This is a genomic window from Streptomyces yangpuensis (assembly GCF_024666385.1).
Lineage (GTDB): Bacteria > Actinomycetota > Actinomycetes > Streptomycetales > Streptomycetaceae > Streptomyces > Streptomyces yangpuensis.
Genome location: NZ_CP102514.1, coordinates 4796237 through 4815061, shown reverse-complemented (window position 1 = coordinate 4815061; position 18825 = coordinate 4796237). Strand labels below are relative to the sequence as shown.

The 18825-nt window shown below is 72.3% G+C and carries 14 protein-coding genes; 6 read left to right on the top strand and 8 right to left on the bottom strand.

Going from position 1 to position 18825, the window contains the following annotated elements:
• Positions 1-198 precede the first annotated feature (198 nt).
• Together typA and NRK68_RS22195 are read right to left on the bottom strand one after the other, a co-directional pair.
• Entirely contained in the window at positions 199-2103 is a 1905-nt protein-coding gene (gene typA, locus NRK68_RS22200) for a translational GTPase TypA (protein ID WP_030853325.1), read from the bottom strand.
• Positions 2104-2437: 334 nt separating this feature from the next.
• Complete coding sequence (locus tag NRK68_RS22195; protein WP_257856524.1) at positions 2438-4807, bottom strand: ABC transporter family substrate-binding protein; 2370 nt, start codon at positions 4805-4807, stop codon at positions 2438-2440.
• 346 nt (positions 4808-5153) lie between these two features.
• Here NRK68_RS22195 and NRK68_RS22190 point away from each other — a divergent pair, with 346 nt between their 5' ends.
• From NRK68_RS22190 to NRK68_RS22165, 6 genes are all read left to right on the top strand, one after another.
• On the top strand, positions 5154-5378 hold the full coding sequence (locus NRK68_RS22190) for an Rv0250c family protein (RefSeq protein ID WP_183067171.1): 225 nt from the start codon (positions 5154-5156) through the stop codon (positions 5376-5378).
• A 148-nt stretch (positions 5379-5526) separates the two neighbouring features.
• The gene (sdhC, locus tag NRK68_RS22185) at positions 5527-6351 is read left to right on the top strand and encodes a succinate dehydrogenase subunit SdhC (protein WP_183067170.1); all 825 of its coding nucleotides are present in this window, start codon (positions 5527-5529) and stop codon (positions 6349-6351) included.
• 1 nt (position 6352) lies between these two features.
• The gene (locus NRK68_RS22180) at positions 6353-8254 is read left to right on the top strand and encodes a fumarate reductase/succinate dehydrogenase flavoprotein subunit (RefSeq protein ID WP_183067169.1); all 1902 of its coding nucleotides are present in this window, start codon (positions 6353-6355) and stop codon (positions 8252-8254) included.
• Complete coding sequence (locus NRK68_RS22175; RefSeq protein ID WP_183067168.1) at positions 8251-9021, top strand: succinate dehydrogenase/fumarate reductase iron-sulfur subunit; 771 nt, start codon at positions 8251-8253, stop codon at positions 9019-9021. The genes NRK68_RS22180 and NRK68_RS22175 overlap by 4 nt, the downstream gene beginning before the upstream one ends.
• 187 nt (positions 9022-9208) lie before the next feature.
• Entirely contained in the window at positions 9209-11290 is a 2082-nt protein-coding gene (locus tag NRK68_RS22170; protein WP_183067441.1) for a TPM domain-containing protein, read from the top strand.
• 60 nt (positions 11291-11350) lie between these two features.
• Complete coding sequence (locus NRK68_RS22165) at positions 11351-12070, top strand: PspA/IM30 family protein (RefSeq protein WP_183067167.1); 720 nt, start codon at positions 11351-11353, stop codon at positions 12068-12070.
• Positions 12071-12144: 74 nt separating this feature from the next.
• On the opposite strand, the gene NRK68_RS22160 is transcribed toward NRK68_RS22165, so the two are convergent.
• The 6 genes from NRK68_RS22160 to NRK68_RS22135 form a co-directional block, all read right to left on the bottom strand.
• The gene (locus NRK68_RS22160) at positions 12145-14775 is read right to left on the bottom strand and encodes a SpoIIE family protein phosphatase (protein ID WP_183067166.1); all 2631 of its coding nucleotides are present in this window, start codon (positions 14773-14775) and stop codon (positions 12145-12147) included.
• Between the two features lie 197 nt (positions 14776-14972).
• Positions 14973-15413, bottom strand: coding sequence for an ATP-binding protein (locus NRK68_RS22155; RefSeq protein WP_183067440.1), 441 nt, complete (start codon positions 15411-15413; stop codon positions 14973-14975).
• A gap of 154 nt (positions 15414-15567) precedes the next feature.
• Positions 15568-15999, bottom strand: coding sequence for a (deoxy)nucleoside triphosphate pyrophosphohydrolase (locus NRK68_RS22150; protein WP_257856522.1), 432 nt, complete (start codon positions 15997-15999; stop codon positions 15568-15570).
• Between the two features lie 39 nt (positions 16000-16038).
• Positions 16039-16224, bottom strand: a complete 186-nt coding sequence (locus NRK68_RS22145; protein ID WP_030664389.1) for an SPOR domain-containing protein — start codon at positions 16222-16224, stop codon at positions 16039-16041.
• A 484-nt stretch (positions 16225-16708) separates the two neighbouring features.
• Positions 16709-17461: a GntR family transcriptional regulator gene (locus NRK68_RS22140; RefSeq protein WP_183067164.1), complete on the bottom strand. Its 753-nt coding sequence runs from the start codon at positions 17459-17461 to the stop codon at positions 16709-16711.
• Between the two features lie 159 nt (positions 17462-17620).
• On the bottom strand, positions 17621-18811 hold the full coding sequence (locus tag NRK68_RS22135) for a DUF4190 domain-containing protein (RefSeq protein WP_257856520.1): 1191 nt from the start codon (positions 18809-18811) through the stop codon (positions 17621-17623).
• Positions 18812-18825 lie beyond the last annotated feature (14 nt).

Sequence of the window (18825 nt, the reverse complement as noted above, 5' to 3'; positions counted from 1 at the left end):
GTTAGCTCATCATCCGGAGTGTCACGGTCGGTATGCGGACACCTGAACGCAAAAATCCGCTTGACAGATGCGAACAGCCCCTTCCCGCACGGAGTCCGTGACGGAAAGGGGCTGCTGTTGCACCGCACCCGCGCGGCCCGGCCGGGCCGCTCGGCCGCCGCCCGGGCGAACCCGGGGCCGGCGGCCCGAACGCGGTTACTACTTGGCGGACTTGGCGCGCGACGCGGTGCGCGAGCGCTCCTTCTGGTCCAGGACGACCTTGCGGATGCGGACGGCCTCCGGGGTCACCTCGACGCACTCGTCGTCGCGGCAGAACTCCAGGGACTGCTCCAGGGAGAGCTTGCGCGGCGGGACGATCGCCTCGAACGAGTCGGCCGACGAGGACCGCATGTTCGTGAGCTTCTTCTCCTTGGTGATGTTCACGTCCATGTCGTCGGCGCGCGAGTTCTCGCCGACGATCATGCCCTCGTACACCTCGGTGCCGGGGTCGGTGAACAGGACACCCCGCTCCTGCAGGTTGGTCATCGCGAACGCGGTGACCGCACCGGCGCGGTCGGCGACCAGGGAGCCGTTGTTACGGGTGACCAGCTGGCCGAACCACGGCTCGTGGCCCTCGTGGATGGAGTGGCCGATACCGGTGCCGCGGGTCTGCGTCAGGAACTCCGTACGGAAGCCGATGAGGCCACGGGACGGAACGACGAACTCCATGCGGACCCAGCCGGAGCCGTGGTTCGACATGTTGTCCATGCGGCCCTTGCGGACGCCCATGAGCTGGGTGACGGCGCCCATGTGCTCCTCGGGCACGTCGATCGTCATGCGCTCGACCGGCTCGTAGGTCTTGCCGTCGACCTCCTTGGTGACGACCTGCGGCTTGCCGATGGTCAGCTCGAAGCCCTCGCGGCGCATCTGCTCGACGAGGATCGCCAGCGCGAGCTCACCGCGGCCCTGGACCTCCCAGGCGTCCGGGCGCTCGGTGTCGAGCACGCGCAGCGAGACGTTACCGATCAGCTCGCGGTCCAGACGGTCCTTGACCTGACGGGCGGTGACCTTGCGGTCCTTGACCGCGGCCTTGGCGTCCGCGCCCTTGCCGGAGCCGCCGCGGCCGACCATCGGGGAGGTGTTGGTGCCGATGACCATGGAGATGGCCGGCTCGTCCACCGTGATGAGCGGCAGGGCGATCGGGTTCTCCGGGTCGGCCAGGGTCTCACCGATCATGATCTCGGGGATACCGGCGACCGCGCAGATGTCACCGGGGCCGGCGACCTCGGCCGGCTTGCGGGTGAGCGCCTCGGTCATCATCAGCTCGGTGATGCGGACGTTCGAGATCGAGCCGTCACGCTTGATCCACGCGACGGTCTGGCCCTTGCGCAGCTCGCCCTGCTCGACGCGCAGCAGCGCGATACGGCCGAGGAAGTTGTCGGCGTCCAGGTTGGTGACGTGCGCCTGGAGGGGGGCCTCCTCGTCGTACACCGGGGCCGGGACGTGCTCCAGGATGGTGGAGAAGAACGGCTCCAGGTTCTCGCTGTCGGCGGGGACGGTGCCGTCCTCCGGCTTGGTCAGCGAGGCGATGCCGTCACGGCCGCAGGCGTAGACGATCGGGAACTCGATCTGGTCCTCGTCGGCGTCCAGGTCCAGGAAGAGGTCGTAGGTCTCGTTGACGACCTCGTCGATCCGGGAGTCCGGGCGGTCCGTCTTGTTGATGCAGAGAATGACCGGCTTCCGCTGCTGGAGCGCCTTGCGGAGCACGAAGCGGGTCTGGGGCAGCGGACCCTCGGAGGCGTCCACCAGCAGAACGACGGCGTCGACCATCGACAGACCGCGCTCGACCTCACCACCGAAGTCGGCGTGGCCGGGGGTGTCGATGATGTTGATCGTGATCGGGGCCCCGCCGTCCTTGGGGTGATACTTCACCGCCGTGTTCTTGGCGAGGATCGTGATGCCCTTCTCACGCTCCAGGTCGTTCGAGTCCATCATGCGGTCGTCGAGCTGCTGGTGGGCGGCGAAGGCACCGGCCTGCTTGAGCATGGCATCGACGATGGTCGTCTTGCCATGGTCGACGTGGGCGACGATGGCGACGTTACGGATGTCGTGGCGCGTGGGCACTTCGGCGCTTCTCCCGGGATCGTGGATGGCGTCACGTACGGCCTGGCACGCGCGCCTCGACCGGGCGAAAACCTGCCACGGCCTTACCCCATGGTACGTCGAATGGCGGGAACCGCCTGCCGGGGGGTCTGTCAAGAGGCCGGAGGAATGATCGCGGCCGAGCGCGTGGTGGGGTGCCCGGGCCGCCGTTCCTGCGGGAAATCATGCGGGTCAACGGGTATCCACGACCTTGCCCGCCGGACATCCGGCGGGCAAGGGACTTGAGTCACATCTGAGCTTGTGACCCGCGGGTCAACCTGACAGGCACCGCTTTGTCACCACATCTTCGCCAGGGTTACTTCTTCTTCCTGTCCTTGGCGGTCGGCGCCTTCTTCCAGCCGATGTCCTGGTAGCGGGGTGCCCCGAGACCGAAGGCGCCGGCATTGACCAGACCGGGTTTGACGGCCACCAGCTCGGGGCGCTGGAAGAGCGGGATCGATCCGGCCGCGGCCCAGATCCGGGCGTCGGCCTTGCGCACCAGCTCACGGGACTGCGCCTCGTCGAGCTCCCCGAGCGCCTGGTCGAACAGCTGGTCGATGTGGTCCGTACCGACCCGCGTGTAGTTCTGTTCGACGAGGAGCGAGCCGTCCGCCGCCGGCTCCGGCTTGGCGAAGATCGGCCGGGCGTCGGTGGCGGGGAAGGCCGTCGCCGGCCACGAGTACAGCGCCAGGTCGTACTGGCCCGAGGCGATGTGGTCCTTGAAGAAGCTGTCGTCGGCCACCTTGGTCGTCTCGGTGTTCACCCCGAGCTTGCGCAGCATCCGGGAGATCCGCTCGCCGACGGCGCGCAGGGACTCCGAGCCGGGTCCGGCCGGGAGGACGAACCGCAGGGTGAGCGCCTTGCCGTCCTTGGCGAGCATGTTCCCCGAGGTACGGACGACCGGCTTGGCCGGGGCCGGGGCCGGGGAGCCCTGGGCGGGGTCGGCTCCGTCGCCGTCGCGGGCCGCGCTGCGCTTGGCGTCGTCGACGGGGCGGACCCGGGCCGCCTGGGCCAGCAGGGAGGCCTGCTGCTGGGCACCGAACGGGGCGGGGGCCAGCACCGGGGAGACCCCCCTCCCGTCGCCCGCCGAGGAGGCGGCGGTGCCGGCGGCCGCGCCTGCGGCCTCGCCGCCGGCCGCGCCCGGGTGCTCGCCGTTGGCCCCGTCGTCCTGGCCCACGACGTAGAGGCCGTCGTTCCCGGTGCCCGGGCCCGCGGGGGTCTTGCCGTCGTCCTGCGGCGCGCTCTCCGGTCCGGCCTTGGCGCCGGCCGGTTCGCTGAGCCTGCCGCCGCGGCGCCAGCCGGCATCGGCGAGGAGGGCCTGGGCCGCCTTGGCGTCCTGGCCGCCGAGCGCGCCGCTGTTGTCGGCGTACGCCTGCTGCCCGGCCAGGGCCACATGGCTGCCGACCGGCTTGGCCGGCAGGCCGAGCGGCTTCAGTACGAGGTCGGCCAGTGCCTGGCGGTCCAGGGCGCGGGCCACCGCCCGGCGCACCCGCTCGTCCGCCAGCGGGCCGGACGCCCCGTTCATCGCCAGCTGCGTGTAGGCCGGCTCCAGGGACTTGCGGACCGTGAAGCCCCGCAGGGCCTTCTGCTCGTCCGCGTACCGCTTCACCGACTCGGTGTGCTTGGTGCGGTTCTCCTTCTCCTGTTCCGCCTTCTCCTCGTCCGTGCCGTACGCGGTCGCCCAGGACAGCGTGGCCTGCGCCGGGGTCAGCGCGGCGCCCGGGCCGTGCGCCGGGGCCCCGCCCGCGCCCGTGGCGACCGCGCTGCCCGCGCCGCCCGGGCCCGGGGCGCCCTTGCCGGAGGTGCCCTTGCCGGCGGCGTCCCGGCGGGCCAGTGCGATGCGGTCCGCCCCGGACCGGTCGATCTCCGCCAGGTCCAGCTTCCCGGCGGCCAGCGCCGCGGGCCGCTCGGCCCGCGCAACCGCCGTCAGGACCAGCGTGTCCAGCTTGGCCGGCTGCCCCCACCAGCGCGGATTGCGATTCAGGGCGGCGGTGCCGGTCTTCTTGTCGATCGCCCCGAGGCCGAAGGGCCCGGCGGTGACCTTCAGGGCGCCGCGGGCCCCCTCGTTGAAGGCGTCCGGGGTGCCGGTGACCTGCTTGGGGTACAGCGGGGAGAACAGCGAGCGCCAGTCCGCGTACGGCTTGCCGAAGGTGACCCTGACCTCCAGGTCGGTCTTGCCCTTCTCGATCTTCTCGATGCGCTCGTAGCCGGCGTTGCGCGCCGTCCAGTAGGCCGAGTCCTTGCCGTTCAGGGCCCGCCACTGGGCCACGAAGTCGGGGGCGCCGATCTCCCGCCCGTCGCTCCACACGGCCTGCTGGTTCAGCTTGTACAGGACGACCTGCTTCGGCTCCCGCTCGATGACCTCGGCCTTCTCCAGGTAGTCGGGATTGGCCACCGGCCGTCCCCTGGCGTCCAGCACGAACAGGTGCGGCAGCACGGCCCCCGCGATCCTGTTGGTGGCGGCGTCCGCGTCGGCCTGGAAGGCGTTGAGGGTGTCCGGGAGGGCGTCCACCGCCCACCGCAGCACACCGCCGTCCGCGACCTTGTCTCGTCCGGTCGTCGCGATGTCCTGCCCGGCGGCGGCCGGGCCGCCCTCGTCGTCACCCGCGCCGCAGCCCGTGAGCAGCGGCAGTGCGAGGACTCCCGAGGTCAGGAGCGCCAAGGACCTGCGCCTTCTCTGGGACATGGGTGGTACCTCCGGGGCGGGGCGTGGGGGAAGCATGATCACGTTCGGCGGTATATGGGCTGATCACACCGGTTGCCGGAATCCACTGAAATCGACACCGCTCCGCACCCTCAGCAGCCGCCTCTCGCCACGCCGCGAACCCCACCCGTGCGGACCAATCCCGCTTGCGCGGCAAGAGGGCGATCCACCGGGAGAGGGACGAGAATGGGGGCAGGGAGGGGCGCACGGTTCGCGCCTGCGCGCCCGCAATCGCTGCACGTCCCTTCACAACCGGGGACGGGAAGCGCGACACTCGCAGGCGCACATGAGCGTTGCCACCGCACCCTGGCGGAAATGAGGGCAAATCATGTCCCTGAACGACGATCTGACTGCTGTACGACGCAACCTGGACGAGCTGACGCGGAAGGTCGAGCGGCTGGAGCAGCAGGCCGCGGCAGCGCGCCGGCAGCCCGCGTCGGCGGCGCCGGACCAGTCCCGGATGGTTCCCGTCCCGGACACCCCCTACGACAGCGCGCTGTGGACGGACTCCGACGACGAGGGCCTGGGCGCCCGCGACCGCCGCGCGCCCTGACGCCGCGCCCGCGCGTCCCGTACGCCGTCCGCGTCCCGTACGCCGTCCGGGTCCCGCACGCCGTCCACCGCGCTCCCCCGTCCGGCCCGGCCGCCCCGCGGCCGGGCCCCGCGGGAGCGGCCCCTCACCACTCCTACCGGAGTCCTCTTTGGCCACAGGCACGGAACGACCCCAGCAGCGGCCCGGCGGCGTCCACGACGCCTCGCGGGCCGCGATCACGGCCCGGCACCTGCGGACCGACCGGTGGTGGCTGGCCCCCGCCGGCACCGCGGCCGGGCTGCTCGCCTTCATCGTCTACTCGACCTGGCGCGCCTTCGCGAACGCCGACTACTACGCGGCCCCCTACGTCTCCCCCTTCTACTCCCCGTGCCTGGCGGAGAACTGCGTGGAGATGCGCGGCGGCCCCAACTGGGACCTCTTCGGCAGCTGGTGGGGCCTGTCCCCCGCCCTGCTGATCCTGGTCTTCCCGCTCGGCTTCCGGCTGACCTGCTACTACTACCGCAAGGCCTACTACCGGGGCTTCTGGGCCTCGCCGCCCGCCTGCGCCGTCGCCGAACCGCATACGAAGTACACCGGCGAGACCCGCTTCCCGCTCATCCTCCAGAACGCCCACCGGTACTTCTTCTACGCGGCCGTCCCCGTCGCGGGCATCCTCACCTACGACACCGTGCTGACCTTCCGCGACGAGCACTACGCGTGGGGCCACATGGGCCTGGGAACCCTGCTGTTCCTGGTCAACATCACCCTGATCTGGGCGTACACGCTGTCCTGCCACTCCTGCCGCCACATCATGGGCGGCCGCCTCAAGCACTTCTCCGAGCACCCGGTGCGCTACCGCCTCTGGGGCTGGATCAGCCGGCTCAACTCCCGCCACATGCAACTGGCCTGGGCCTCCCTGATCAGCGTGGCCCTGTGCGACTTCTACGTGTACCTGCTGGCCAGCGGCGCCTTCACCGACCCGAGGATCTTCTGAGATGGCTCAAGTGGAACGGCAGCAGTGGGACGTGGTCGTCGTCGGCGCCGGCGGGGCGGGGCTGCGGGCCGCGATCGAGGCCCGTGAGCGGGGCGCCCGTACGGCCGTGATCTGCAAGTCCCTGTTCGGCAAGGCCCATACGGTGATGGCGGAGGGCGGGATCGCCGCCTCCATGGGCAACGTCAACGACGGCGACAACTGGCAGGTGCACTTCCGCGACACCATGCGCGGAGGGAAGTTCCTCAATCAGTGGCGGATGGCGGAGCTCCACGCCAAGGAGGCCCCGGACCGGGTCTGGGAGCTGGAGACCTGGGGCGCGCTCTTCGACCGCACCCCCGACGGGAGGATCTCCCAGCGCAACTTCGGCGGACACGAGTACCCCCGCCTCGCGCACGTCGGCGACCGGACCGGCCTGGAACTGATCCGCACCCTGCAGCAGAAGATCGTCGCCCTCCAGCAGGAGGACTTCAAGGAGCACGGGGACTACGAGGCCCGGCTCAAGGTCTTCCAGGAGTGCACCGTCACGAGGGTCCTCAAGGACGGACCGCAGGTCTCGGGGGCCTTCTGCTACGAACGCGAGTCCGGCCGCTTCTTCGTGCTGGAGGCCCCGGCCGTGGTCCTGGCCACGGGCGGCATCGGCAAGTCCTTCAAGACCACCTCCAACTCCTGGGAGTACACCGGCGACGGCCACGCGCTGGCCCTCCTCGCGGGTGCGCCCCTGCTCAACATGGAGTTCGTGCAGTTCCACCCGACCGGTATGGTCTGGCCGCCGTCCGTGAAGGGGATCCTCGTCACCGAGTCCGTGCGCGGCGACGGCGGGGTACTGCGCAACTCCGAGGGCAAACGGTTCATGTTCGACTACGTCCCCGACGTCTTCAAGGAGAAGTACGCGGAGTCGGAGGAGGAGGGCGACCGCTGGTACGAGGACCCCGACCACAACCGGCGCCCGCCCGAGCTGCTGCCCCGCGACGAGGTGGCGCGGGCCATCAACTCCGAGGTGAAGGCCGGCCGCGGCTCCCCGCACGGCGGGGTCTTCCTCGACGTGTCCACCCGGATGCCCGCCGAGCGGATCAGGCGGCGGCTGCCGTCCATGTACCACCAGTTCAAGGAGCTGGCGGACGTGGACATCACCGCGGAGCCGATGGAGGTCGGCCCGACCTGCCACTACGTGATGGGCGGGATCGCGGTCGACTCCGAGACCGCGGCCACCGTCGGGGTACCGGGGCTGTTCGCGGCGGGCGAGGTCGCCGGCGGGATGCACGGCTCGAACCGGCTCGGCGGGAACTCCCTGTCCGACCTGCTGGTCTTCGGCCGGCGGGCGGGGCTGCACGCCGCCGAGTACGCGGCCGCGCCCTCGGGGCGCCCGGCCGTCTCCCAGGCCGAGATCGACGCGGCGGCCGCGGAGGCGCTGGCCCCGTTCCACGCCGCCGACGGCGCGGAGAACCCGTACACCCTGCACCAGGAACTCCAGACGACCATGAACGACCTCGTCGGCATCATCCGCCGGGAGGGCGAGATGGCCGAGGCCCTGGAACGGCTCGCGACCCTGCGCGTACGGGCCTCCCGGGCCGGCGTCGAGGGCCACCGGCAGTTCAACCCGGGCTGGCACCTGGCCCTGGACCTGCGCAACATGCTGCTGGTCAGCGAGTGCGTGGCCCGCGCGGCCCTGGAGCGCACCGAGAGCCGGGGCGGGCACACCCGCGAGGACTGCCCGGCGATGGAGCGGACCTGGCGCCCGGTGAACCTGCTGTGCCGGCCCGTGGACCCCGTACCGGCGGACCCGGCGGCCGACCGGATCGAGCTGATCCGGACCCGCACCGACCCCATCCGCCCCGACCTGCTCGCGCTGTTCGACAAGGAAGAGCTGGTCAAGTACCTCGCCGAAGAGGAGCTGCACCCATGAGCACGTACGACGCGAGCTTCCGGATCTGGCGGGGCGACGCGGAAGGCGGGGCGCTCGGGGACTTCACCGTCGAGGTGCACGACGGCGAGGTGGTCCTGGACATCGTCCACCGGCTCCAGGCCACGCAGGCCCCGGACCTGGCGGTGCGCTGGAACTGCAAGGCGGGCAAGTGCGGCTCGTGCAGCGCGGAGGTCAACGGCCGGCCGCGGCTGATGTGCATGACGCGCATGTCCACCTTCGAGCGGGCCGAGACGATCACGATCACGCCGCTGCGCGCCTTCCCCGTCGTCCGGGACCTGGTCACGGACGTGTCCTTCAACTATCAGAAGGCACGGGAGGTGCCGGCCTTCGTGCCGCCGGAGGGGGTGGCCCCGGGCGCGTACCGGATGCAGCAGATCGACGTGGAGCGCTCGCAGGAGTTCCGCAAGTGCATCGAGTGCTTCCTGTGCCAGGACACCTGTCATGTGGTGCGTGACCACGAGGAGAACAAGCCGGCCTTCGCCGGTCCGCGCTTCCTGATGCGGGTGGCGGAGCTGGACATGCACCCCCTGGACGCGGCCTCGGAAGCGGGTCTGGACCGCAAGCGGGCCGCGCAGGAGGAGCACGGGCTCGGCTACTGCAACATCACCAAGTGCTGTACGGAGGTCTGCCCCGAGGGCATCAGGATCACCGACAACGCGCTGATCCCGCTGAAGGAGCGGGCGGTGGACCGCAAGTACGACCCGCTGGTGTGGCTGGGCAGCCGGATCGGCCGCCGGAAGGGCTGAGGAGCGGCGGCCGGGGTCCTCCGGCGGAGGGCCCCGGCTCCCGGTCGGGCCGGCGGCCGGACCGGCGTCAGGTCCGGCGGCGGGACCGGCGGCAGGTCCGCTCCGGGTGCGGGCGGGGGGAAGCACTCATACCCTCCCAAATGTGATGCCGCCGAGGAGCAGGACGCAGAGGCGCACCGCCGCCGTGATGTCCGTACGGGCCGGGCTCGCGCTCGCCGCGGCGCTGCTGGCCTTCGGCGGGACGGTCGTGGCCGGGACCCCGGCGGCGCGGGCCGAAGATCCCGTCGCCCTGTCGCAGCAGGGACAGATCACCGATCTCGTCGGTGCGCTGGGCGACCGGAAGTCCGCCGTCACCGCCGCCCTCGACGAGCTGTACGCCGACCGGAGGATCCAGCTCTTCGTGGTGTACGTGCAGGACTTCTCCGGGCGCTCCGCCCAGAGCTGGGCGGACGCCACCGCGCAGCGCAACGGCCTCGGGCAGGAGGACGTCCTGCTGGCCGTGGCCACCGGGGCCCGTCAGTACGCCTATTCGGCCGATGTCGATTCCGGCTTCACCGAGGGGCAGCTGGCGGAGGTGGCGCGGACCGCGATCGAGCCGCCCCTGCGGCAGAACGACTGGGCGGGCGCGGCGATCGGCGCGGCGAACGGCTACAACGCGGTCCTCGGCGGGCAGCCGGTGCCGGCGCCGACCATCACCCCGGGCCCGGCCGACCCCGGTGGCGGAAGCGGCGGGAGCGGCGCCGGGGACTATGTGCTGCCGGTGGTCGCGGTGGGCGCGGCCGGGGCGCTCGGCGTGTACGCGTACACCCGGCGCAGGCGCCGGGACGACGCGGCCGGCGGCCGGGGCACGACGACCGGGCCGGGCTGGCCCGAGGGGGCGCCGGACCGCCTGCCGCTGCCGGAGCTGGACGGCCGGGCGAAGTCCCTGCTGGTGGAGACCGACGACGCGGTCCGCACCAGCACCGAGGAACTCGGTTTCGCCACCGCGCAGTTCGGCGAGGAGGCGGCGGCCCCCTTCACCGCGGCGGTGGAATACGCCAAGGGCGAGCTGACGCACGCCTTCCGGCTGCGCCAGCAGCTCGACGACGCATATCCCGAGGACGACGCGACCCGGCGGCGGATGCTGGACGAGATCGTCGCCCGCTGTACGGAGGCGAGCCGGCGGCTGGACGCGCAGGCGGCGGACTTCGACCGGCTGCGGGACCTGGAGAAGAACGCCCCGCAGGCGCTGGCGGCCGTGGAGCAGCGCTACCTGGAGCTGACCGGGCGCACCACCACCGCCGAGGCGACCCTGACCGCGCTGACCCGGCGGTACGCGGATTCCGCATCCGCGCCGGTCGCCTCCGGCCCCGAACAGGCCAAGGAACGGCTGCTGTTCGCGGCGACCAACCTGGGGCTGGCCCATGCGGCCGTCGACGCCGGGGAGAACGGTACGGCGGCCGTGCACGTACGGTCCGCCGAGGGTGCGGTGGACCAGGCGGCGACCCTGATGGACGCGGTGGAGCGGCGGGCGCAGGAGCTGGCGGAGGCGGCCGGGAAGCTGCCGGGCGCGCTGACCGAGACGGAGACCGACCTCGCGGACGCCCACGGGCTGCTGACCGGTACGGCGGAGGGCACCTCCACGGCGGACCTGCGCGGGCGCATCGGCCGGGCGGAGGCCGTACTGGCCGATGTACGGCGGGAGGAGACGGCCGGCCGCTACGACCCGATCGACGCCCTGCGCCGGGTGGAGGAGGCCGACGCGGCCCTGGACGAGGCGCTGGCCGGGGCCCGGGAGCGGGAGTCGGGCCGGCAGCGGGCCGCGGCCCTGCTGGACCGGGCCATGCTGGCGGCGCGCAGTGAGATCGGTGCGGCGACGGACTACATCACCACGGCCCGGGGCGCCGTGGGCAGCCCAGCGCGTACGCGGCTTGCGGAGGCGGGCCGGCACCTGGAGCGGGCGGGGGCGCTGGCGGCGGGCGACCCGTCTGAGGCGCTGGCGGAGGCCCAGCAGGCCGACGCGCTCGCGCGGCAGGCACAGCAGCTGGCGGAGCAGGACGTACGGGGGTACCGGGACCCGTACGAGGGCCGGGGCGGCGGCCAGGGCGGCGCCGTGCTGGGCGGGATCATCCTCGGCGAGATCCTGCGGGGCGGCCGGGGCGGCGGCTTCGGCGGGGGCGGTGGGGGGTTCGGCGGTTTCGGCGGTTTCGGGGGCGGCGGTGGCAGCGGCCCGGGCTCCTTCGGGGGCGGCGGGACCCGGGGCCGCATGGGCGGTGGCGGCCGCTTCTGAACGCCCGCGGCGCGGGCCCCGTACCGGACAGAGTCCATCCCTGATCAGGAGAGAACCGTCATGAGCAAGCAGACCATCCTCGGCCGGGTCACCCAGCTCGCCAAGGCCAACATCAACGCGCTGCTGGACCAGGCGGAGGACCCGCAGAAGATGCTGGACCAGCTGATCCGGGACTACAGCAACAACATCTCGGAGGCGGAGCAGGCGGTCGCGACGACGATCGGCAATCTGCGGATGCTGGAGGCGGACCACAAGGAGGACGTGGACGCGGCCGCCGAGTGGGGTTCCAAGGCCCTGGCGGCGAGCCGGAAGGCGGACGAGCTGAGGGCGGCGGGGTCGGCGGCGGAGGCCGACCGGTTCGACAACCTGGCGAAGGTGGCGCTGGGCCGGCAGCTGCAGTCGGAGAGGGAGGCGCAGACGGCCGAGCCGACGATCGCCGCGCAGACGGCGGTCGTCGACAAGCTGAAGTCGGGCCTGGACGCGATGAGGAACAAGCTGACGGAGCTCCAGGCGAAGCGGGACGAGCTGGTGGCGCGGGCACGGACCGCCGAGGCGCAGAACACCATGCTGGACGCGGTGAAGAACATCGACGTCATGGACCCGACGAGCGATCTCCACCGCTTCGAGGAGAAGGTGCGGCGCGAGGAGGCGATGGCGCTCGGCAAGCAGGAGCTGGCCGCCTCCTCGCTGGACGCGCAGTTCGAGTCCCTGGAGGACCTCGGCAGGGCCTCGGAGATCGAGGCCCGCCTGGCCGCCCTCAAGCAGGGCCGGGCCGCCTGAGGGCTGTCCCGTCATCCCCGGTGGCCCTTGGCTCGGGCCGGGCCGCGGGGGTGGAGCCCCGCGGCCCGGCGCGGTCAGCCGTACATGTTGAGGAGCTGCTCCGCGGAGAGTTCCGTGACGGCCTCCTCCGCTCCGCCCGGCAGGGGCAGTTCGAACCACACGGTCTTGCCCCGGTGGGTGCGCCGGGTGCCCCACCCGGCGGAGAGCAGGCCCACCAGCTGCAGGCCCCGGCCGCCCTCGTCGGTGTCGCGGGCGCGCCGGCGCCGCGGCTGGACCAGGTTCGCGTCCCACACCTCGCACACGAGCGTCCGGTCCAGCAGCAGCCGGAGCCGGATCTCGCCCTCGCCGTAGCGCAGGGCGTTGGTGACGAGTTCGCTGACCAGGAGTTCGGTGGTGTCCAGCAGGCCTTCCAGGCCCCACGCCGGCAGCTTGGCCCGGGCCAGTTCCCGTGCCCGGCCCACCGAGCGGGCCTCGCGCGGCAGCTGCCAGTCGCCGACGGCGTCCACGGGCAGCCCCTGCACCCGGGCCATCAGCAGGGCGATGTCGTCCTCGCCGTGCCGGGTGTCCAGGGTGTTCAGCACGTGGTCGCAGACGTCCTCCAGCGGGCGGACGGGGTCCGCGAGCGCCGCGCGCAGGCCGCGCAGGCCCTCCTCCAGGGGATGGTCCCGGGATTCCACGAGCCCGTCGGTGTAGAGGGCGAGCAGGGCGCCCTCGGGGAGCTCGACCTCGACCTCCTCGAACGGTTCGCCGCCGACTCCGAGCGGCAGCCCGGGAGGCACCTCCAGCAGCAGGGCGGGCATCGGTTCCCGGTCCTCGCCGGGTCCGGCGTGGTTCGGCGACACCAGCACCGGGGGCATGTGGCCCGCGTTGGCGATGGTGCAGCGCCGCGTGACCGGGTCGTAGACCGCGTACACGCAGGTGGCGAGGTACACCTCCGAGCGGTCCGCGTCCCGTGAGTGCAGGGCGGCCCGGGAGGCCTGCTGGGAGCCGCCGGGGGCGCCGAGTCCGCGCGCGATCTCGTCGAGTGCGGTCAGTACCTCCGCCGGTTCGAGGTCCAGCAGGGCCAGGGTCCGTACGGCGGTGCGCAGTTCGCCCATGGCGACGGCGGCGCGCAGGCCGCGGCCCATGACGTCGCCGACGACCAGTGCGGTGCGGTGGCCGGGGAGTTCGATGACGTCGAACCAGTCGCCGCCGACCTCGGTCGCCGCGTTGCCGGGCAGGTACCGGCAGGCGATGTCCAGGCCGGCCGCCTCCGGATCGCCGGGGGGCAGCAGGCTGCGTTGCAGGATGAGGGCCCGTTCGTGCTCGCGCCGGTACAGCCGGGCGTTGTCGATGCAGACGGCGGCCCGGGCGGCCAGTTCCACGGCCACCGCCCGGTCCCGTTCGCCGAAGGGCTCGCTGCCCTTGGTACGGGAGAACTGCGCGAGGCCGACCACGGTGTCGTGGGCGACCATCGGCACCACCAGGGTGGACTGCACGAGGTCCTCCGGCCCGCCGCCCTCGATCAGCCTCGGCCGTGCCGTGCGCAGGGCGAGCGCGCCCGGTGAGGCCGCCGGGTAGCGGTGGATGTCGCCCACGGCGACCAGGGCGCCGGGGCCGGACAGCGGTGCGTCCGAGACGGCGGAGGCGAAGGCCACCCGGCGCAGCGCGGCGGAGGGGGTACGGGCCGGCCCCTGGCCGGGCAGGCTGGGGACCCCGGGGCCCTGGGGCCGTGCGGGGCGGTCGTCGTCGCCGAGGAGCAGCCCCTGGTAGAGGTCGACGGCGGCGAGGTCGCAGAAGCCGGGGACGGTGACGTCGAGGAGCTCCCGGGCGGTGGTCTCCAGGTCGAGGGAGTTCCCGATGCGGTGCCCGGCCTCGTTGAGCAGGGCGAGATTGCGCCGTACCCCGGCGGCTTCGCGGGCGGCGAGGTGGCGGCGGGTGACGTCGGTGCCGATGCCGGCGACGCCGATGGGGCGGCCGCTGCCGCCGTGCACGCGGTAGAGGTTGATGGACCAGTGGCGGTTCTCCCGGCTGCGCGGGGTGGATCCGGTGATGCGCAGGTCGGTGACCGCGTCGCCGGTGTCCAGCACCCGGCGCAGGGCGTCCGCCATCCGGTCGGCCTCGTGCGCGGGCAGGTAGTCGTGCACGGTGCGGCCGCGGTGCGTCTCGGCGGTGCCGCCGAAGACGGTGGCGAAGCGGCGGTTGGCCCGCTGCACGGTGAGGTCGGTGCCGAACAGCAGGAAGCCGAAGGGAGATTGGCCGAATATGGCTTGTGAGGCGGCAAGGTCGGATTCGATGCGGCGCAGCGCGCGTACGTCGACGACGACGCAGAGGGCGGCCCGTTGCGCGGTTTCGGTCTGGGTGGGCATGACATAGATCTCGGCCACGCCGTGCGCACCGTTCCCGCCCGGGATCCGGAAGGGGATCAGGCCGGTCCACTCCTTGCCGTCGAGGATCTCGGCGACCTTGCGGTGGGCGTCGGGCCGCAACTCGGGGGGCATGAAGGCGTCGACCGGGTCGCGCCCCACGGTCTGGGCGGCCGTCAGCCCGAAGAGCTCCTCGGCGCGCAGGCTCCATTGGTCGATGTACCCGTCGGGTCCGATCGAGAAGGATGCGACCTTTATGTAGTCATATATCGAGCCAGGCGGACTGCTGTGCCACAGGGCGTCGTGCCATGTCTCCCGAGGCACGTCGGCCTGATGTGCCTGCGCAGGTATTTCGCTCACGCGACCGTCCCCTCCAGCTCACCGCAACCGGACCGGCCATGACGGAAGTATTCAGCACCACGACCCCGGACGGCACGGCGTTCACGATCACAGCACGGTCTCGATGATTTCGAGCCATGTCGCGCGATCTCCCCCGGCCCCCTTCCGGCCACCGCCGGAAGGCGCCGCGGGGGGGTCTCCCGCCACCGCTCACCTTGTTACTCACCAGGAAGAGCCAACTCGAACCACACAGTCTTCCCTGTTTTCCCGTGACGCGTTCCCCATCGCTGGGAGGAGACGGCGACGAGGTGCAGGCCACGACCCCCCTCGTCCTCCGAGTCCGCCACCCTCTCACGGGGCGGATCCGGAAGCGGATCGGAGATCTCCACCAGCAGTGCGGGGCCTGCGGCGAGGGTGTCCGCGGTGCCGTCCGCGGCCGGATTCCGCCGTACGAGGCGGACGCCGATGGGGCCGGAGGCGTAGCGCAGGGAATTGGTCACGAGCTCGCTGACCAGCAGGACGGTGACGTCACCGACGGCTTCGAGACCCCAGTCGTGCAGGGTTCCGAGCACGGCGTGGCGAGCGGTGCGGACGGCGCCGGGCTCGGCGGGGAAGGCCCACTCGGCACACTCACCGTCTGTGTCGATCACGCCGATCACTTCCCGGGCCAACAGGGACCCCAGTCCGGTTCGTCGGGGACGAAAGGGGGACGAGATAGGGATTAATAGCGACATACCCGATATTCGGGGCGCCGTACCACTCGATCCCGAACCCACCGGCGCACTGTGGCGCAGACGGCCTAGAAGAGCGACGTCACACGCCCCCACGGGCGGCCGGCCGGCCGTGGGGCCCGTCCGCGCGCAGCCGGCGCCCGGCCTCGGCGACCGCGGGGCGGTCCTGGTCGAGCCAGTCCACCGACTCCAGCTCCTCCGGCCCCAGCCAGCGCAGTTCGTCGTGGTCCTCCAGCGGCGCCGGCACCCCGGAGACCAGCCGGGCCGTCCACACGTGCAGGACCAGCCCGGGCCTCAGCGGCCACTCCCCCGGGATCCGCTCCAGTGGCTCGGTCTCCACGCCGAGCTCCTCGCGCAGTTCGCGCACCAGCGCCTCGGGTACGGATTCGCCCGGCTCGGCCTTGCCCCCCGGCAGCTCCCAGCGTCCGGCGAGCTCCGGCGGCGCGCTGCGGCGGGCGGCCAGCAGGCGCCCCTCATGGCAAAGGGCTCCGCCCACGACCACTCGTTCATTCATGGGCGGAGCCTATGCCAGCGCCGCGAGGCGCCGCTGAGCTCAGTTCATCGTGGCGGTCTGGCCGATCCGCTCGACCCAGTAGAGCTGCTTGTGTCCTCGGTCGTCGAGACTGTCGGCGACCTTCTGGGCCTCGGCCCGGGTGGCGTACCGGCCCACCCGGTAGCGGTTGCCGTTGTCGTCCTGACGTATGACCAGCCACGGGAGCAGGGCACCGCTGTCGTTCATCGCGTTTCACCCTCCGCCGACGTATCTGCCCGGGAAACCGCATTGCGCATATGCCCGACCTTACGCCCGACCTTTACGGAGCGGATACGGTTTTTCACGAAGAGATACCTGGCAGGCGTACGCATCCGGCCACGCGTACGAGTGCGCCGCGCGCGCCGGTCCACAGTGGGCGCACGCGCAATGCAGGGGAGCGCGACCGCGCGCTCACTACTCCCTACGGGCAGGTATACCCGCAGGTAGCTTCGGGGGAACGGGCTGTCGGGCTGCTCCGGAGCCCGGGAGCACGGCGGTTCCGGCCGGCGCGGCAGCGCCCGCCGACGGCGGGCGCGACCGCCCGCCGCCCCGCGGAATGCGCCTTTCGGGGCAGCCGGGACGATCACCATCGCGCCGAAACCCGCCGTCGGGGAACACCTGGGGGTGTCCGGCGGATCAGGGTCGGACAGCCCGGGCGGCCCGGGCCCGGCCCTGATCCGCCGGACGCCCCCTAGCGCACCGGGAGGTGGTACGAGAGGCGGTAGCGGTCGGCCGGGACGACCACGTCGGCTGTTTCCACCGCACGGCCGGAGGCGTAGTAGGTGCGGCCGATCACCAGCACCACGTGCCCCGGGACCCCGCCGAGCAGGAGGATCTCCTCCGCCAGCCCGGGCCGCGCGCCGACCTCCTCCACCATGTTGTCGACGACGACGTCGATCGCGGCCATCCGGTCGACGACTCCTGAGCCGCCCAGCGGGCCCTCCTCGGGCAGCATCACCGGGGTGCGCCCGGTCACGGCGAGGGGCTCCCAGGAGGTCGAGAGCATCATCACCTCCCCCCCGTCGCGGAACACGTACCGCGTCCGCATCACCCGCTCGCCCGGCTCGATGCCGAGCCGCTTCGCGATCTCCGCGGGCGCGCCCGCCTGTTCGCTGCTCGACTCCCACGTCCCCCGCGCGCCGGAGTCGGCCTGCTCCTGCCGGAACGGCGTCGAGGCGCCGCCCGTGCGGTAGCCGGAGCGGGCCACCCGCCGCGGTACCGGCTGCTCGCGCACATACGTACCGGACCCGGACCGGCCCTCGACCAGCCCCTCCGCCATGAGGACCTTGCGCGCCTCCAGGGCCACGGTGTCGGAGACCCCGTACTCCTCGCGGATGCGGGCCTGGGACGGGAGCCGGGCGTGCGGGGGCAGAGAACCGTCGACGATCTGCCGTCGAAGATCCCCGGCCACGCGAAGATAGGCCGGCTGCTCACCGAAAGTCACTGGCCACTCCCATCAGGTTGACAGACAGCTACACCCTGGCAACCGACGGTTGAAGACCGCAAGCAAGGGCCAGAGTTTCACCCGAAGTGATGAAGCCAGGTCACTCAAACCCGTTACCGCGCGTTACCCCGGCGCCTTCGCCCCGCCCTCGCGCCGACCTCACACCGCCCCGGACGAGGGCTTCCCGCCGGCACCGTCCTCCGACTCCTCCGACTCCGCCTCCTCCGAGCTGCGCTGGTTGTCCTCCAGCCACTGCGGAATCTCCGTCGACAGCCCGTACGCGCCGCGCAGCGCCTTCTCCGTCTCCAGGGACATCGCGGCGACGGCCCGGTCCCACCACCGGTCGAACTCGCCCCCCGTCCGTGCCTGGGAGGCGCGCTGCCAGGCCGCGCGGGCCACCTCGATCTCCTTGAGCTGCGCCGGCAGGGCCGTCTCCAGCCCGGGCCGGGTCGCGTCCTGCTGCAGGACCTTCGCCTCCTCGCCCAGCGCCGCGTACATCTCGCGCGCCCACGTCTGGTGCTTCTGCAGCGCGTCCGCCGCGTCCTCCTCGGGCGGCCGGCTCATGACGAACTCGACGCCGTTGGCCGCCCGCAGGAAGGCCGCCTGCTCCGGCTTCAGCATCGCGGCGTCCCGGCGGAGGCTGCCGCGCCACTCCTCCTCCGTCGTGCCGATCACGCAGAGCAGCAGCCGGTCCCCCTGCAGCCAGGACTCGCGCGAGGGCGCGTAGTAGAACATCTCCGCGAACTCGGGCAGGGCCCAGGTGTCCATCGCGTACTCGTCCTGCGCCTTCCAGCAGGTGTCCTCCGACGCCCGGTCGGCCATCTCCGAATCGGGGTCGTCCACGGTGCCCGCCGTCTTCGCCGCGGTCACCTCGCCGTGGTGCACCTGCGCACAGTCGACCGCGTACATCAGGGGCCGCTCGTCGAACAGGTCGCCGCCGGGGACGTTGAAGCAGTCGCCCGCCTTCAGGTCGTCGAGGTCCCTGAGCTCGCCCTCGACCTCGGTGTACTCGGCCGGCGCCGGGAACCGGCTGCCGACCCCCTCCACGAAACGGCCGACCGCGAAGACCATCACGCCGGTCATGACGACGGACACCACGAGTCCCGTGATCGCCAGGACCCTGCCCCGGTCCCCCTTCTTGGCGATCTGCACGAGGGCCGCGATACCGAAGGCGACGCCGAGCGGCGGGAAGCACAGCAGGCCGGAGAGGAGCGAGGCGAGGGCGAAGCCGTTGAGCGCCGGCGGCTGCGGCCCCTGGTCGAGCGGTGGCGCCCATCCCCACCCCGGCTGCGGTGACGGCGGCGGCCAGGAGTGGCCCGGTCCGGGAGGAGGACTCGGCGGGATGCTCAAGGGGTCGGACTCCA

Excerpts from the sequence above, each read along its gene's own strand:
- NRK68_RS22180 (WP_183067169.1), top strand. The coding sequence starts at position 6,353 with ATGGCTCAAGTGGAACGGCAGCAGTGGGACGTGGTCGTCGTCGGCGCC.
- NRK68_RS22190 (WP_183067171.1), top strand. The coding sequence starts at position 5,154 with ATGTCCCTGAACGACGATCTGACTGCTGTACGACGCAACCTGGACGAG.
- NRK68_RS22145 (WP_030664389.1), bottom strand. The coding sequence starts at position 16,224 with ATGAACGACAGCGGTGCCCTGCTCCCGTGGCTGGTCATACGTCAGGAC.
- NRK68_RS22195 (WP_257856524.1), bottom strand. The coding sequence starts at position 4,807 with ATGTCCCAGAGAAGGCGCAGGTCCTTGGCGCTCCTGACCTCGGGAGTC.
- NRK68_RS22150 (WP_257856522.1), bottom strand. The coding sequence starts at position 15,999 with ATGAATGAACGAGTGGTCGTGGGCGGAGCCCTTTGCCATGAGGGGCGC.
- NRK68_RS22170 (WP_183067441.1), top strand. The coding sequence starts at position 9,209 with ATGTCCGTACGGGCCGGGCTCGCGCTCGCCGCGGCGCTGCTGGCCTTC.
- NRK68_RS22165 (WP_183067167.1), top strand. The coding sequence starts at position 11,351 with ATGAGCAAGCAGACCATCCTCGGCCGGGTCACCCAGCTCGCCAAGGCC.
- NRK68_RS22175 (WP_183067168.1), top strand. The coding sequence starts at position 8,251 with ATGAGCACGTACGACGCGAGCTTCCGGATCTGGCGGGGCGACGCGGAA.